This is a genomic window from Nocardioides deserti, assembly GCF_014266025.1.
GTDB lineage: Bacteria > Actinomycetota > Actinomycetes > Propionibacteriales > Nocardioidaceae > Nocardioides > Nocardioides deserti.
The window spans coordinates 1-16,131 of record NZ_JACMYC010000017.1 but is presented as its reverse complement, the minus strand read 5'-3'; the positions used below and the strand labels follow the sequence as shown (position 1 = coordinate 16,131).

14 protein-coding genes and 1 rRNA gene are annotated in these 16,131 nt (G+C 74.0%); 1 reads left to right on the top strand and 14 read right to left on the bottom strand.

Annotation, left to right across the window (positions count from 1 at the left end):
* Positions 1–37: 37 nt before the first annotated feature.
* The 12 genes from H7344_RS17830 to H7344_RS17775 form a co-directional block, all read right to left on the bottom strand.
* Positions 38–2,644, bottom strand: coding sequence for a DEAD/DEAH box helicase (locus tag H7344_RS17830; RefSeq protein WP_186347345.1), 2,607 nt, complete (start codon positions 2,642–2,644; stop codon positions 38–40).
* On the bottom strand, positions 2,644–3,609 hold the full coding sequence (xerD, locus tag H7344_RS17825) for a site-specific tyrosine recombinase XerD (protein ID WP_186347389.1): 966 nt from the start codon (positions 3,607–3,609) through the stop codon (positions 2,644–2,646). The genes H7344_RS17830 and xerD overlap by 1 nt, the downstream gene beginning before the upstream one ends.
* A complete protein-coding gene (gene ald, locus H7344_RS17820) occupies positions 3,606–4,721 on the bottom strand; it encodes an alanine dehydrogenase (RefSeq protein WP_186347344.1) in 1,116 nt (371 codons plus the stop codon). Before ald ends, xerD begins: the two co-directional genes overlap by 4 nt.
* A gap of 85 nt (positions 4,722–4,806) precedes the next feature.
* Positions 4,807–5,421: an NUDIX domain-containing protein gene (locus H7344_RS17815; RefSeq protein ID WP_186347343.1), complete on the bottom strand. Its 615-nt coding sequence runs from the start codon at positions 5,419–5,421 to the stop codon at positions 4,807–4,809.
* Positions 5,422–5,449: 28 nt separating this feature from the next.
* Positions 5,450–7,147 carry a CTP synthase gene (locus tag H7344_RS17810; protein WP_186347342.1) on the bottom strand — a complete coding sequence of 566 codons (1,698 nt, stop codon included), beginning with the start codon at positions 7,145–7,147 and terminating at the stop codon, positions 5,450–5,452.
* A gap of 31 nt (positions 7,148–7,178) precedes the next feature.
* A complete protein-coding gene (locus tag H7344_RS17805; protein WP_186347341.1) occupies positions 7,179–8,072 on the bottom strand; it encodes a copper transporter in 894 nt (297 codons plus the stop codon).
* Positions 8,069–9,262, bottom strand: coding sequence for a putative cytokinetic ring protein SteA (steA, locus tag H7344_RS17800; protein ID WP_186347340.1), 1,194 nt, complete (start codon positions 9,260–9,262; stop codon positions 8,069–8,071). The genes H7344_RS17805 and steA overlap by 4 nt, the downstream gene beginning before the upstream one ends.
* A gap of 75 nt (positions 9,263–9,337) precedes the next feature.
* Entirely contained in the window at positions 9,338–11,110 is a 1,773-nt protein-coding gene (gene recN / locus H7344_RS17795) for a DNA repair protein RecN (protein ID WP_186347388.1), read from the bottom strand.
* A gap of 2 nt (positions 11,111–11,112) precedes the next feature.
* Entirely contained in the window at positions 11,113–12,057 is a 945-nt protein-coding gene (locus H7344_RS17790) for an NAD kinase (protein ID WP_186347339.1), read from the bottom strand.
* A complete protein-coding gene (locus H7344_RS17785) occupies positions 12,054–12,893 on the bottom strand; it encodes a TlyA family RNA methyltransferase (protein ID WP_186347338.1) in 840 nt (279 codons plus the stop codon). The genes H7344_RS17790 and H7344_RS17785 overlap by 4 nt, the downstream gene beginning before the upstream one ends.
* Positions 12,894–12,898: 5 nt before the next feature.
* Entirely contained in the window at positions 12,899–13,129 is a 231-nt protein-coding gene (locus H7344_RS17780; protein ID WP_186347337.1) for a hypothetical protein, read from the bottom strand.
* Between the two features lie 10 nt (positions 13,130–13,139).
* Complete coding sequence (locus tag H7344_RS17775; protein ID WP_229706756.1) at positions 13,140–14,165, bottom strand: HAD-IIA family hydrolase; 1,026 nt, start codon at positions 14,163–14,165, stop codon at positions 13,140–13,142.
* A gap of 47 nt (positions 14,166–14,212) precedes the next feature.
* Between H7344_RS17775 and H7344_RS17770 the strand changes: the two genes are divergently transcribed.
* The gene (locus tag H7344_RS17770; RefSeq protein WP_186347336.1) at positions 14,213–15,337 is read left to right on the top strand and encodes a DUF1015 family protein; all 1,125 of its coding nucleotides are present in this window, start codon (positions 14,213–14,215) and stop codon (positions 15,335–15,337) included.
* Here the strand turns inward: H7344_RS17770 and H7344_RS17765 are convergent.
* On the bottom strand, positions 15,312–15,689 hold the full coding sequence (locus H7344_RS17765) for a single-stranded DNA-binding protein (protein ID WP_186347335.1): 378 nt from the start codon (positions 15,687–15,689) through the stop codon (positions 15,312–15,314). The two genes, H7344_RS17770 and H7344_RS17765, sit on opposite strands and share 26 nt — an antisense overlap.
* Before the next feature lie 204 nt (positions 15,690–15,893).
* A 5S ribosomal RNA gene (rrf, locus tag H7344_RS17760) occupies positions 15,894–16,010 on the bottom strand.
* Between the last annotated feature and the right edge of the window lie 121 nt (positions 16,011–16,131).

Below are 16,131 nucleotides of genomic sequence, written 5' to 3'. Positions count from 1 at the left end.
CCACCCCACCAAACACCCACCCGCCGGCCCCGCTCGATCAGCCGCCGAGCCGGTGGAAGGCCCGCGTCTGGAGCACCAGCTCCCCGGCCTCGTCGGAGGCGTCGAGGTCCACGACGGCGTCGACGACCCAGTCGTGGTTGCCCTCGGGGTCGTGCAGCGTCTGCCGCACGAACCACGCCCGCCCTTCCGAGCCGGACTCGTCGGGCGTGGCCGGCCGGACCTCGAGGAGGTCGGGTCCGCGGGCGTCGGCGTCGGTGAGCAGGGTGTCGTGCTCGGCGAAGTACTCCTCGATGCCGGCGTCCCACACCGACCGGGTCACGACGACCTCCAGCGGCGGGTCGGCCCGCTCGGCGTCGGCGCGCTCCATCGCCATCAGCCCGTCCAGGTCGTCGCGGGCGACCAGCTCCACCCGGCGCCACAGGGCGTTGCGGATCATGACCCGGAACGCCCGGTCCTGCCTGGAGATCGGTCGCGGGGGCGGCGGGGGCGCGTGCTCAGCGACGTCGCGACGCACGTGGTCGGGATCGCTCAGCGCCTCCCACTCGTCGAGCAGGGAGGAGTCGGTCTGGCGCACGGTCTCGCCCAGCCACTCGACGAGGTCCTCCAGGTCGGGCGTGCGGTGGCTCTCGGGCACGGTCTGCCGCAGCGTCCGGTAGGCGTCGGTGAGGTAGCGGAGCACCAGCCCCTCGGACCGGGCCAGCTGGTAGCGGGAGACGAAGTCGGTGAACGTCATGCCCTGCTCGTACATCTCGCGCACGATCGACTTCGGCGCGAGCGACTCGCTCTGCTCGACGGGCGGCAGCCAGGGATGGCCCTGGCGGTAGAGCTCGTACGTCGCCTCGAGCAGCTCGCGCAGCGGCTGCGGCCAGGTGACCTCGTCCAGCAGCGCCATCCGCTCGTCGTACTCCAGGCCGTCGGCCTTCATCTCCGCCACCGCCTCGCCGCGGGCGGCGTGCTGCTGGGCGAAGAGGATCTGCCGCGGCGCCTCGAGCACGGCCTCGACCACCGAGACGATGTCGAGCGTGTGCTCCTCGGCCTCGGGGTCGAGCACGTCCAGCGCGGCGAGCGCGAAGTGGGCCAGGGGCTGGTTGAGCGCGAAGTCCGGAGGCAGGTCGACGGTCAGCACGTAGCGCCGGCCGTGCTCGTCGGGCTCGTCGAGCCGGGTGAGCACGTCCGAGCGGACCAGGCTGCGTGCCAGCCGCAGCGCCCGCCGGCTGAGCCGCAGCTGGCTGCGCCGCTCCTCGTGGTTGTCCTGCATCAGCCGGCGCATGACCGGGAACGCGTCCTCCTCGCGGGCGAGGACGTTGAGCAGCATCGCGTTGTCGACCTTCATCCGGCTGGTCAACGGCTCGGGCACGCCGGCGACAAGCTTCTCGAAGGTCTGCTCGGTCCACACGACCGCGCCCTCGGGCGCCTTCTTCAGCTGCGCCTTCGACTTGCGCTTGGCCCGCTTCTCCTCGCTCATCGCGGCGTTCTTGGCCTCGGCCTTCGCCTTGGCCTTCTCGTTCTCGATGACGTGCTCGGGGGCCTGGACGACGACGTAGCCGACGGTGTCGTAGCCCGCGCGACCGGCCCGCCCGGCGATCTGCAGGAACTCCCGCGACCGCAGCACCCGCTGCCGCGTGCCGTCGTACTTGGCGAGACCGGTGAACAGCACGGTCCGGATCGGCACGTTGATGCCGACCCCGAGCGTGTCGGTGCCGCAGATGACCGTCAGCAGGCCGGCCTGCGCGAGCTGCTCGACGAGGCGGCGGTACCGCGGCAGCATCCCGGCGTGGTGCACGCCGATCCCCCGCTTGAGCAGCTTCGCCAGCGTCTTGCCGAAGCCCGCGCCGAACCGGAAACCGGCGAGCCGCTCGGCCAGCGCGTCCTTGTCGGCGCTCTCGATCTTCTTGGCGGCAAGCAGCGAGGTGGCGTGCTCGACCGCGGCCGCCTGCGTGAAGTGCACGACGTACGCCGGCGCCTGCCCGGTCGCGACCAGCTCCTCGAGCATCTCCCCCATCGGGGTCAGCGACCAGCTGAAGTGCAGCGGCACGGGCCGCTCGGCCTGGTCGACCAGCGCCGTCTCCCGGCCGTTGCGGCGGCTGAGGTCCTCCGCCAGCCCGCTGACGTCGCCCAGCGTCGCCGACATGAGCAGGAACTGCGCCTGCGGCAGCTCCAGCAGCGGCACCTGCCAGGCCCAGCCGCGCTGCGGGTCGGCGTAGTAGTGGAACTCGTCCATGACCACGAGCCCGACGTCGGCACGCGTGCCCTCGCGCAGCGCGAGGTTGGCCAGCACCTCGGCGGTGCAGCAGATGATCGGGGCGTCGGGGTTGACCGACGCGTCGCCGGTGAGCATGCCGACGTCGTCGGCGCCGAACACCTCGCACAGGGCGAAGAACTTCTCGCTCACCAGCGCCTTGATCGGCGCGGTGTAGAAGCTGACCCGGTCGGTCGCCAGCGCGGCGGCGTGCGCCCCGACGGCCACCAGCGACTTGCCGGACCCGGTCGGCGTGGCCAGCACGACGTTGCTGCCGCCGAGCAGCTCGATGACCGCCTCCTCCTGGTGGGGGTACATCGAGAGCCCCTGCGACTCGACCCAGCCGGTGAGGGCGTCGTACACCTCGTCGGGGTCGTCGGTCGTCGGTGCGGCGAAGCTGGCCATCAGTCGCGGGCCCGGGGGTGGGCGGTCGCGAAGACCTCACGGAGGTTGTCCACGGTGACCAGTGTGTAGACCTGGGTGGTGGTGACCGACGCGTGCCCCAGCAGCTCCTGCACGACGCGCACGTCCGCGCCGCCGTCGAGCAGGTGCGTGGCGAAGGAGTGGCGCAGGGTGTGGGGCGAGACGTCGGCGCTCACCCCGGCCCGCTCGGCCGCCTTGACCAGCACCGCCCACGCCGACTGACGCGAGAGCCGGCCGCCGCGGGCGTTGAGGAAGAGCGCGCCGCCGTTGCCGGTCCCGGTCGCCGCGGAGGCGAGCTCCGGCCGGCCGCGGACGAGGTAGGCGTCGACCGCTTCCCGGGCGTAGGAGCCGACCGGCACGAGCCGCTCCTTGCTGCCCTTGCCCCGCAGCAGGACCGTCCCGTCGACCGCGTCGAGGTCGTCGACGTCGAGGCCGACCGCCTCGGAGATGCGCGCGCCCGTGCCGTAGAGCACCTCGAGCAGCGCCCGGTCGCGCAGCGCCAGCGCCGTGCCTGGGGCGCCGGCGGCCTCCAGGATCGCCTCGACATCGGCCAGCGGGAGCGCCTTGGGCAGCCGCTTGGCGGGCGTCGGCGGCTTGACCGCGCTGGCCGGGTCGACCGCGGCCAGCCCGTCGGCGACCGCGAACTTGTGGAACCCGCGCACCGCGACCACCGTGCGCGCGGCCGACGTCGAGCTCAGCGGCGGGTGGTCGGCGTCGCCCTCCCGCAGCCGCGCGAGGAACCCCGACACCGTCGCCTCGGTCACCTCCGCGAGGTCGGTGACTCCGAGCCCGTCGAGGTGCTCGAGGTAGCGGCGCAGGTCGCGTCGGTACGACGACAGCGTGTTCGCCGCCAGGCCGCGCTCGACCGCGAGGTGGTCGAGGTAGGTGCGGACCGCCCGCGCGACCGGGCTCGCCTGCTGGTGCTGCTCTCGCTGCTGGGTGCTCAGGCCAGCACCTCGTCCGGCGAGGTCGCGTCCATGCCGACGGCCTCGCCGACCGGCTTGTTCGTGAGCCGACCGGCGTGCGTGTTGAGGCCGAGCGCCAGCGACCGGTCGTCCCGGCACGCCTGCTCCCAGCCTTTCCCGGCCAGCGCGACGACGTACGGCAGGGTCGCGTTGGTCAGCGCGTAGGTCGAGGTGTTCGGCACCGCGCCCGGCATGTTCGCGACGCAGTAGAACGTCGAGCCGTGCACCGGGTACGTCGGGTCCGAGTGCGTCGTGGGCCGGGTGTCCTCGAAGCAGCCGCCCTGGTCGACCGCGATGTCGACGAGGACCGAGCCCGGCTTCATCGCCGCCACCAGGTCGTTGCTCACCAGCTTCGGCGCGGCGGCGCCCGGGATGAGCACCGCCCCGACGACCAGGTCGGCCTCGGTCACCTGCTGCTCGATCGCCAGCTTGGACGACGCCAACCCGTGCACCCGGTTGTTGTAGCGCCAGAACGACATCCGCAGCTTGTCCAGGTCGGTGTCGAGCAGCGTGACGTCGGCACCCATGCCGAGGGCGATGTTGGCGGCGTTCTGGCCGGCCACGCCGGCGCCGATGACGACCACCTTGGCGTTCGCGACCCCGCCGACCCCGCCGAGCAGCACGCCGCGGCCACCCTCGGCCTTGAGCAGCGAGTGGGCACCCACCTGCGGAGCGAGGCAGCCGGCGACCTCGGACATCGGGTAGAGCAGCGGCAGCCCGCCCGAGGGCAGCTGCACGGTCTCGTAGGCGATCGCGGTCACCCCGCGCGCGACGAGCTCCTCGGTGAGCGGCTTGTCCGCGGCCAGGTGGAGGAACGTGAACAGGGTCAGGCCCTCGCGGAGGCGGTGGTACTCCTCCGCGACCGGCTCCTTGACCTTGAGCACCATCTCCGCGGCGCCCCAGGTGTCGTCGGCGTTCCCGACGATGCTGGCGCCCGCGGCGACGTACTCCTCGTCGGGGATGGACGACCCGACGCCCGCGCCGGTCTCGACGAGCACCTCGTGCCCGTGCGCGACCAGCTCGTGGACGCCGACGGGGGTGATGGCCACGCGGTACTCGTGGTCCTTGACCTCTCGGGGGACACCGACCTTCACGGGAGTGGTTTCCTGTCTGCCGCGGGTACGCCGCCACCTCGTCGTGACGACGTCGCGACACTACCGCCGCGAGGTGTCACGTGGGTCACGTCGCGCCGTTCCCCACCAGCCGCTTCGCCTCCGCCAGCAGCACCGCCTGCACCAGCGGCCCGTCCGCGACCCGGCCGTCGAGCACGGCCGCCCGCAGCTCGGCGAACGGCGCCCAGAACGTCTCCATGTCGGCTTCCTCGTGCTCGAGCACGAACTCCCCGCGGTCCGCGGTGCTGAGCCCGCGCGCGAGGAAGAGGTGCATGACCTCCGCGGAGATCCCCGGCGACGACCAGGTCGTGCCCAGGTGCGTCCAGTCCTCGGCCTCCAGCAGCGCCTCCTCCCGCAGCTCCCGCTTCGCGACGTCGAGCGGCTCCTCCTCCGCCGGCCCGTCCAGCAGCCCGGCCGGCAGCTCGACGAACCGGCGACCGGCGGCGTGGCGGTACTGCGACAGGCACAGCACCCGCTCCCCGTCGTCCACCGCCAGCACGATCACCGCTCCCGGGTGCTCCAGCACGAGCCGCCGGAACGGCTCCTCGCCGTCGCCGCCCGGGTCCGCGGGCCGCATCACCATGTCCTGGCGGAGGTTGACCACCCAGCCGGTCCGGGTCAGGTCGGCCGAGACCGTCACCGGCCAGCTCTCGGGGCGGTCCTCCAGGGGGTGCGTCGACATGCCGCGACCGTACCCACCGGGCGCGGGCTCAGGCCTCGGCAGGCACCTCGACCGGGGCGTCGACGTCGATGGGGAACCGCAGCTCGCGCTGCCGCTCGATCGCCGCGCCGACCAGGCCCGCGAAGAGCGGGTGCGGCCGGGTGGGACGGGAGCGGAGCTCGGGGTGGGCCTGGGTCGAGACGTAGTACGGGTGCACGTCCCGCGGCAGCTCCACGAACTCGACCAGGTCGTGCTCGGGGTTCAGGCCCGAGAAGACCAGACCCGCGTCGGACAGCTGCTGGCGGTAGGCGTTGTTGACCTCGTAGCGGTGGCGGTGCCGCTCCTCGATCTGCGCGGCGCCGTAGAGCTCCCGCACGATCGAGTCCTCGGCCAGCGCGGCCGGGTAGAGCCCGAGCCGCATCGTGCCGCCCAGGTCGCCCGAGCCCTCGACGTACTCCTTCTGCTCGGCCATCGTCGCGATGACCGGCTCGGCGGTGTCGGGGTCGAACTCGGTGGAGTCGGCCTTCTCCAGGCCGGCGACGTTGCGGGAGTACTCGATGACCATGCACTGCAGGCCCAGGCACAGGCCGAGCGTCGGGATCCCGTGGGTGCGGGCGTAGGTGAGCGCGCCGACCTTGCCCTCGAGCCCGCGGATGCCGAAGCCGCCCGGGACGCAGATCGCGTCGACGTCGCTGAGCAGCCGCTGCTGCCCGGCGGGCGTCTGGCACTCGTCGGAGGGGACCCACCGCAGGTGCACCTTGGCCTCGTGCGCGAAGCCGCCGGCCCGCAGCGCCTCGGCGACGGACAGGTAGGCGTCGGGGAGGTCGACGTACTTGCCGACGAGCGCGACGGTGACCTCCTCGCGTGGGTGGTGGACGCGGCGCAGCAGGTCGTCCCAGGCGGTCCAGTCGACGTCGCGGAACGGCAGGTCGAGGCGGCGCACGAGGTAGGCGTCGAGGCCCTCGCGGTGCAGCACCTTGGGGATGTCGTAGATCGACGGGGCGTCGGCGCAGGTGATGACCGCCTCCTCGTCGACGTCGCACATGAGCGCGATCTTCTTCTTGATGCCCTCGGGCAGCTCGCGGTCGGCGCGGCAGACCACGGCGTCGGGCTGGATGCCGACCTGGCGCAGCGCGGCGACGGAGTGCTGCGTCGGCTTGGTCTTCAGCTCGCCGGACGGGCCGATGTAGGGCACGAGCGAGACGTGGATGAAGAAGCAGTTGTCGCGGCCGACGTCGTGGCGCACCTGGCGGGCGGCCTCGAGGAACGGCAGCGACTCGATGTCGCCGACCGTGCCACCGACCTCGGTGATGACCACGTCGACGGCGTCGTCGCCCTCGCCGGCCATGGCGCGGACACGGTCCTTGATCTCGTTGGTGATGTGCGGGATCACCTGGACGGTGTCGCCGAGGTAGTCGCCGCGGCGCTCCTTGGCGATCACGCTGGAGTAGACCTGGCCGGTCGTGACGTTCGCGATCTGGTTGAGGTCGGTGTCGAGGAAGCGCTCGTAGTGACCGATGTCGAGGTCGGTCTCGGCCCCGTCGTTGGTCACGAAGACCTCACCGTGCTGGAACGGGTTCATCGTCCCGGGGTCGACGTTGAGGTAGGGGTCCAGCTTCTGCATCGTCACGCGCAGACCGCGCGAGCGGAGCAGCCGGCCGAGGCTCGAGGCCGTCAGACCCTTGCCCAGCGAGGAGGCGACGCCTCCGGTCACGAACACGTGCTTGGTGGGCGTCGGGTTCTTCACGGGACTCCATGCTATCCCAGGAACCGGCGGATCAGCCCAACGGCACGGCGCCGTCCGCACCGGACGCGCCGAACTCCCCGCCCTCGCCCGCCAACCGGCGCAGGACGCCGAGCACCGTCGTCACCTGGCCGAGCGCGTTCTCGGCGCCGTCGACGGTCGTGACGACGTCGGCGACCGGCTCGCGCCGCAGCGCCGCCAGCAGCCCGCCGGCGCGTGCGGCCGCGGTCGTGCCGGCCACCACGACGCCCCGCGAGGTCTCGGCCGCGCCGCTGAGCAGCCCGTCGAGCACGGCGAGCGTCGCCGGGGTCGGCCCGCTGTCGCCGAGCACGACCACGACCGCCGGAGCGCGCGGCGTCTCGCCCTCGGGCGAGACGACCAGCTCGGCAGCGGCCAGGCTCTGCCGGACGGTGCGGGTCTCGTCGGTAGGCGCACTCGCCTGCTCGCCGGTCGTCGCGAGCGCGACGCCGAGCAGCTGGCCCATCCGGGCGTACGTCGACGCGTCGGCGTCGACCACACCGGCTCCGAGGTCGGCCGCGAGCTGGCTGCCCAGCGTGTCGACCAGCGCCTTCTCCGAGGCCGCGAGCAGCGCCGGCTGCACGTCGTACCGGCCGGTGACGGCACCGCCGGCCAGCTCGACCTGCTCGGTCAGGCCGGCGACCGTGCTGTCGTCGGCGCCGGGCATCGCCAGCAGGGCGACCGGCCGGTCGGCCAGCCGCCCGTCGTACAGCTGCTCGGCCGCGGCGGTGGCGAACGTGTCGCCGTACCCGGCTGCCAGCCGTGCCTGCTGGGTCACCGCCCGGGCCGGTGCGGGCTGCGCGTCGTCGCGGCCGAGCTCGCTGAGCGGGCCGCCGCCGAGGACGACGCCGACGGCCAGGGCCAGGAACACCGCGACGAGCGAGACGACGTGGTGGCGGTAGGTGATCACGGGAGGAGTCCTTGCAGGGTCTCGGAGAGCTGGTCGGCCCACCCCTGGCCGACCGGGGTCACGCCGACGGCCGCGGCGAGCGCGACCAGTCCGGCGACCATGACCAGGAGCAGGTGGTGCGGGCGCACGCGCCCGGAGTACAGGAAGGGCACCGCGGCCGCGTCGACGAGCCGCGCGCCGAGCTTGAGCCGGGTCAGGTAGGTGCTGGCGAGGCCGGACCGTTCACGGTCGAGGAACTCCTCGAGGGTGGCGTGCATCCCGACCCCGATGACCACCGCCGCGTCGCCGGCGTCGGCGAGCAGCAGCGCGGCGTCCTCGGCGGTCGCGTCGGTCTCGATGCGCAGCGGACGGATGCCGAGCCGGTCGAGGGACTCGACCAGCTCCTTGCCGCTGGTGCCGCGGCCGGTGCGGACCACGACGTCGCGCGCGGCCTTGAGCGCTGCTGCGGTGGGTACGCCGTCGGGCACAGCGGCGTCGACGACCACGACGTCGGGGCGACGACCGATCCCGCGGACCGTGTCCACGCTGCGACCCACCGCCACCACCACCGGCTCCTGCTCGCGCAGGTAGGGACGCAGCAGGGTCAGCTCGGCCTCGACCTCGGGGCCGTCGGCGACGACCACGACCGTGCGTCCGGCGATCCTCGTCGCGGGCACCGGCACCCCGACGCCGTGCAGGAGCAGGTCCTGCTCGCGCTGCAGGAACGCGGCGCTGTTGTGGGTGAACGTCTCGAGCTGGGTCGCCAGGCCCTGCCGGGCCCGCGCCAGCTCCGCCTCGACGGTGTCGGCGTCGAGCGCCCGACCGCTGGCCAGCACCCGGCCACCGTCGGCACCGTCGTGACCGGCGTCCTCGAGCACCGTGCCGGCGTGCAGCCGCACCCGCCGACCGTCCGTCAGCGCGGCCAGCCCCTCGGAGCCGACGCCGTCGACCATCGGGACGCCGGCGCGGAGCAGCACCTCCGGGCCGAGGTTCGGGTAGCGGCCCGAGACCATCGGCGCGACGTTGACGACCGCCGCGACCTGGGCGTCGACCAGCCGCTGGGCGGTGGCGCGGTCGAGCGCGGGGTGCTCGAGGACCGCGATGTCGCCGGGGCGGAGCCGGGGCAGCAGCACGCGGGCACGTCGCTCCACCCGCGCGGTCCCGGCCACCCCGGGCAGGACGGAGGTCTGCGGTCGGGTGGGGAGTCTCATGGCCGACCCATGGTCACAAACGCGGCCGGCCCCTCGGCGTACCTCTTCCGGCCGGGCGCGTCGGCGTGGCCCGCGTCACCCGGCGGCGAGGGCCCTCGCGCTGGAGGCGACCTCGAGCAGCTCGCGGGCGTGGGCCAGCGCAGTGTCGCTCTCGGTCATCCCCGCGAGCATCCGGGACAGCTCGCGCTCGCGCGCGGCCTCGTCGAGCACGGTGAGGCCGGAACTGGTGACGGTGCCGTCGCTGGACTTCTCGACCACGACGTGGCGGTCGGCGAAGGCCGCGACCTGCGGGAGGTGGGTCACGACCAGCACCTGGGCGGACCGGGCCAGCTGGGCGAGCCGTCGCCCGATCTCCACCGCGGCGGTGCCGCCGACCCCGGCGTCGACCTCGTCGAAGACGAACGTCGGCACCGGACTGGTGCCGGCCAGCGCCACCTCGAGCGCGAGCATCACCCGGGACAGCTCGCCCCCGGACGCGCCCTTGTGCAGCGGGCGTGGCTCGGAACCGGTGTTGGCGGCGAGCAGCAGCTCGACCTCGTCGACGCCGGAGGAGCCGTAGCGCAGGTGGCGGTCCCCCACCGGCAGCGGCGCGCGGGACCCGGTCGGGCCGCCCGGGTGCGCCTCCGGGTCGAGCTCGGTCTGGCGGACCTCGACGCTCACCCGGGCGTGCGGCATCGCCAGCAGCCCGAGCTCCGCCGTGACCTCCGCCGCGAGCCGGCCGGCGGCCTCGGTCCGGGCGCCGGTCAGCGCGCCGGCGACCTGGCCCAGCTCGGCGCGCAGCGTCTCCCGCTCGGCGCGCAGCTCCTCGATCCGCTCGTCAGTGCCGTCCAGCTCGAGCAGCCGTCGCGAGGACGTCTCCGCCCACGCCAGCACCTCGTCGATGGTCTCGCCGTACTTCCGTGTCAGCGCGGTCAGCGCCGCCCGCCGCTCGGAGACCGCCGCCAGCCGGGCGGGGTCGGTCTCGATGCGGGTGGCGTACGACGCCACGTCGGCCGCGACGTCGGAGAGCAGGTAGGTGACCTCGGCCAACCGGTCGGCGAGCTCGGCCGCCTCGGTGTCGTGCTCGCGCACGCCGTCCAGCGCCGACCGCGCAGCCGAGACCGTGCCGAGCGCGTCCGGCGCACCGTGCTCGCTCGACAACGCCTCGCGCGCGACCTCTGCAGCGGTCCGCAGCGTGTCGGAGAACCCGAGGCGGGTCTCCTCCGCGGCCAGCGTGCCGTCCTCCCCCGGCTCGGGTGACACCTGCTCCACCTCGTCGAGCCCGAACCGCAGGAGGTCGGCCTCCCGCACCCGGTCGCGCGCGGACGCGACGACCTCGGCGAGCTCGCGCTCGGTCGACTCGAGCCGGGCGTAGACCTCGCGGTACCGCTCGCGCAGGCCGGTCACCGCCTCGCCCCCGAACCGGTCGAGCGCCTCCCGCTGCCGCCGCGGCTGGAGCAGCCGGTGCTGGTCGGACTGGCCGTGCACGGCGACGAGCGGCTCGGTCAGCTCGGCAAGGGTCGACACCGGCACGCCCGCGCCGCCGACGTACGCGCGCGAGCGGCCCTCCGCCGAGACGTTGCGCGCCACCACGACCCGGTCGTCCTCGACCGCGCCGCCGGCCTCCTCGACCGCGGCGCCGAAACCGGCGAGCGTCCTCGCGTCCACGACGCCCTCGACCCGCGCCGAGCGCGCGCCGGACCGCACCGCGCCGCTGTCGGCACGGCCGCCGAGCAGCAGGCCGAGCGCGGTGACGATCATGGTCTTGCCGGCACCGGTCTCACCGGTGATGACGGTCAGCCCCGGGCCCAGCTCGAGGGTCGAGGAGTCGATGACCCCGAGCGAACCGATCCGGATCTCCTCGAGCACCCTCACGCCTCCCGTCGTCGTCGTTCCGCCTGGCCCCGCCAACCCTCGACCGGGAGGCCGAACTTGGCCACCAGCCGGTCGGTGAACGGGGAGTCGTGCAGCCGCACCAGCCGCACCGGGTGCTCGCCGCGGCGCACCTCGATCCGGGCGCCCGGCGGCAGGTCGACCGTGCGTCGACCGTCGCACCACAGCACGCCCGCCCCCTCGGTCCGCGCCAGCACCTCGACGGCCAGCACCGAGGTCGGCGCCACCACCATCGGCCGGGCGAACAGCGCGTGGGCGCTGATCGGCACCATCAGCAGCGCCTCGACGCCCGGCCACACGACCGGTCCGCCCGCGCTGAAGTTGTACGCCGTCGAGCCGGTCGGCGTCGCGCACACCACGCCGTCGCAGCCCCACCGCGACAGCGGGCGGCCGTCGACCTCGACGACCACCTCGAGCATGCGCTCGCGGGCGGCCTTCTCCACGCTGGCGTCGTTGACCGCGAAGGTCCGGTTCACCAGCTCGCCGTCGCGGAACACCTGCACGTCGAGGGTCATCCGGTCCTCGGCGACGTACCGCCGCTCGACCACCGCGTCGATCGTCGACTGCACGTCGTCGACCTCGGCCTCAGCGAGGAACCCCACGTGGCCGAGGTTGACGCCCAGGACCGGGGTGCGGCTGCTGTAGGTGATCTCCGCCGCGCGCAGGATCGTGCCGTCCCCGCCGATGACCACCGCGAGCTCGCAGTCCGCGGCGGCGCCCTCCTCGCTGTCGGTGATCTCGACCGCCGGTGAGTACGCCGCCGGGTCGAGCGCCAGGTCCGCCGCCTCGGCGGCCAGCACCCGCACGACGATCCCGCTGGCGCTCAGCGCCTTGCAGAAGGCGAGCGCGACCTCGCGCGCCTCCTCCCGGCCGGTGTGGGCGACCATGAGGACGCGCCGCGTCGGCGGGGCGGGGGTGGTCATGGACCCACCCTCTCACCGGGCACCGACGGTGGCGGGCCGCCGCGCACGACGGCGTGGACGTCGTCGGCGTCGATGCTGGCCGGCCCCTTGCGCAGCCACAGGAAGAACTCGACGTTGCCCGACGGACCCGGCAGCGGGCTCACGGTCACCGCCCGCGCGCCCCAGCCCCGCTTCTCGGCCGCGGCCGCCACGGACAGCACGGCCTCGGCGCGCAGGCCGACGTCCCGCACGACCCCGCCCTTGCCGACCCGGTCCTTGCCGACCTCGAACTGCGGCTTGACCATCGGCACCAGGTCGCCGTCCTCCGCGACCACCGCGACGAGGGCGTCGAGCACCAGCTCCAGGGAGATGAACGACAGGTCGCCCACGACGAGGTCGACCGACCCGCCCACCAGCTCGGGGGTGAGCTCGCGGACGTTGGTGCGGTCGTGCACGGCGACGCGCTCGTCCTGCTGGAGGCGCCACGCGAGCTGGCCGTAGCCGACGTCGACGGCGACCACCTCTGCCGCACCCTCGCGCAGCAGGACGTCGGTGAAGCCGCCCGTCGACGCACCCGCGTCCAAGCACCGGCGTCCGGCGACCTGCAGCCCGAGCGGCTCGAACGCGGCCAGCGCCCCCGCCAGCTTGTGCCCGCCACGGGAGACGTAGTCCGGACGGTCCGGGTCGTCGGCGACGACCAGCGCGACGTCGGTGGTGACGCCCGTCGCGGGCTTGGTGGCCCGCGCGCCCTGCACGGTCACCCGTCCGGCGGCGATCAGCTCGCTCGCGTGCTCGCGGGAGCGCGCCAGGCCGCGGCGCACCAGCTCGGCGTCCAGCCGAAGTCGACGAGGGGGCACGGCGTTCAGGCGGGGTCGGTGGGAGACGAGCCGGGCGGTACGTCGGTCGCCGGGTCGGCGTCCAGGGCGCGGCGCAGCTCGGTGTGGGCCGTCTCGAAGACACCGACGTGCTCCTCGATCGGCCGCTCCCCGAGCTCCTCGACGGCGGCCAGCACCTCGTCGACCCGCGGGACACCGGTCCGCACCGGTCCGCCGGTCGCCGCGTCGTCGCGAGGCTCGGGGGGCTGCTGGTCCATGCGGGCGAGGCTACCGGGCGCCGGGCCGCGGGGGCTCCAGGCCGGTGACGTCGGCCGGCTCCCCCGTGGCGTCCAGGTGGGCCCACCCCGCGACGGCCACGACCCGCCACCAGTCAGCGACGCTGCCGGAGCCGTCGACCTGCACGCGTCCTCGGACGACGTCGGCCCGCCAGCCGTCGACCTCGAAGGACGCGCCGGTCCCGTCGCCATCCGTCCCCGGGACCAGCTCGGGATGCGGCTCGAGCAGCCCAGCGAGGTCCGGAGCCAGGTAGGTCGGACGCTCTTCAGGCCGCGCCGCGACCAGCTCCCGGAGCCCGGTGACACCGGTGAGCACCAGCAACGTGTCGATGTCGGCGTTCCGGCCGCCCGCGATGTCGGTGTCCAGCCGGTCACCGACCATCAGCGGCCGCTCGCCGCCCACCCGGCGCACCGTCTCGTCGAGCAGCGGCCGTTGCGGCTTGCCGGCCACGACCGGCGCCACCCCGGAGAAGCGCTGGATGGTCTCGACGAGCACGCCGTGGCCGGGAGCAGTGCCGTACGCGGTCGGGATGCTCAAGTCGGTGTTCGACGCCACCCACCACAGCCCGTCGCGCACCCGGACCGCTGCCCGCATGATGTCGCGCCACAGCACGTCGGGCCCGTAGCCGGTCACCAACGCCTCCGCCTCGTCCTCGACTCCGACCGGGGTGAGGCCGGCCGACCGCACCGCCTCCTCGAGACCCGCGGCCCCCAGGAGGACCACCGGCGCGCCGGGCGTCAGCCGCTCCGCCAGCACCCGGGCGGAGGCCTGGGCGGACGTCACCACGTCCTCGGGCCCGGCCGGGACGCCGATCCGGGTGAGGTGGTCGGCGACCGTGCTCGGCGGCCGGGAGGCGTTGTTGGTGATGAACGCGAGCCGCTGACCGGCGACCCGGGCGGCCCCGAGGTGCTCGGGTGCACCAGGCACGGCGTCCCCGCCGACGTAGACCACGCCGTCGAGGTCGAGCATGGCCAGGTCGTGCGTCCGGGACAGCGGCGTCGGGGATCCCTGCAGCACGTTCGCCTCCTTCCGGCGTCGTCGAGCGGGCAGCCTACGATGCCCCGATGGACCCCAGCGCCGTGGTGACCCCGCCCTACGTCGCGGGCCCCTTCGCGCTGGCGCCGTTCCGTGCGCTGATGATGGCCCCGCGTCTGGTCGGGGACCCCTCCTCCGCACGCGCCTTCGCTCGGCCCTACGGCGCCGTCCCCGAGCGCCTCGACCGGTGGCGGGTGCGCGGCCAGCTCAGCCGGGACGACACCCCCGCGCTCTACCTCCACGAGTACACCGCGGGCGGCATCACCGTGCGCGGGCTGGTCGGTGTCCTGGACGTCTCGCGCCGGGCGGCGGCGCCGGCGGAGCGGGCGATCTTCCCGCACGAGGGCATCCACCCCGCGCAGGCCGACGAGCTCGCGGACCGGATGACCCAGATGGCGCTCAACCCCGCGCCGATCCTGCTCGTCCACCGCGGCCGGTCCGAGACCCGCGAGATCCTCCGCGACGTCCGGGCGGAGGCACCCCTGCGCGAGTTCACCGACCGCGCCGGGCAGCAGCACCGGCTCTGGGCGGTGCGCGACGACGAGCGCCAGGCACTCCTCGCCGAGCAGCTGGCCGGGACCCGCGCGCTCATCGCCGACGGGCACCACCGCTACAGCGCCTACCTCCGTCTCCAGCGGCGGGCGCCGAGCACCGCCACCGGCGGCGGGCTCGCCATGCTCGTCGACCAGGACGACACCCCGCTGTTCCTCGGCGCGATCCACCGCCTGCTGGTGGGCAGCCGGTACGACGACGTCCGCGCCGCCGCGGAGCACGTCGGCCTCCGCTTCCAGGAGCTCTCCCCCGTCGCGGCGGTCGACGCACTCGCGCCGGACACGCTCGTGGTCACCGACAGCGCTCGTTGGGCGGCCCTGCACGTCCCGGTCCGACCGGGACGGCTGGCGATCGAGGTCCTCCACGAGGACCTGGTCCCCGCCCTCGCTCGCGGACCCCACCGGATCGGTCACCACCACTCCGCCGAGGACGTGCTCGCGCACGCCGGCCCCGAGACCGGGACCGCTGTCCTGGTGCCGGCCCCCGCGGTCGACCACGTCCTGCGGATCGTCGCCGCGGACCGGCTCCTGCCGCAGAAGGCCACGTCGTTCCAGCCCAAGCCGAGCACCGGGGTGCTCATCCGCTCGCTGCGCGACGTATGACCTTGCCCGTCCGGACCTCGATCTCGGTCCGGGACGCCGCGCCCCCGCCTGCACGGAAGAACCGGCGACGTACGGCGCCGCACACCTCCACCTCGTCGCCGAGCCGCCAGGACGACACGCTGCGCCGCGGGCGGGCGGCCCACACCGCGCAGTCGAGAGCGTCCACGGTCTGCTTCGACCTCCCGCGGTCCCCCGTCCTGGTCACCGCCAGCCGGAACGTCCAGACGGTGTCCCCGCTCGGCAGGAGCCGCTCCTCGGGGGCCTGTGTCACCCGGCCGACCAGACGGACCTCGTTCACGTGCTCGACCCGGCCTTCGGTGGCCGGCTCCTTCTCCTTCGTCCGTGCGGACATCCGCATCACCTCCGAGCACCACGCTCGACGCCGACACCGACGGCGCTGCGCGGCGATCGGTGGTCGTGTGGAGGGTGCTGCAAGAGCGCGACGTGTGGAGGAGAGCTGGGCCGGCTGGGTCTCGAGCCGCGCCGGCTGAAAGACCCCCGGGGAAATGCGAAGCGGGGCCATACCCGAAGGTATGGCCCCGCTTGCTAATGGTATGTCCGGCGGCGTCCTACTCTCCCACAACCTCGCGGTTGCAGTACCATCGGCGCTGAAAGGCTTAACTTCCGGGTTCGGGATGGGACCGGGTGTTTCCCTTTCGCTATGGCCGCCGTAACTCTAGCGACCTGTGCGCGGAACATTCCACCCGCGGGTGGGGTTCACGGCACAGATCAAGTCTGGCGTGATGCTGGATTCGTGGACGCGAGCACTCTGCTTGCAACACCATGGGTGGTTG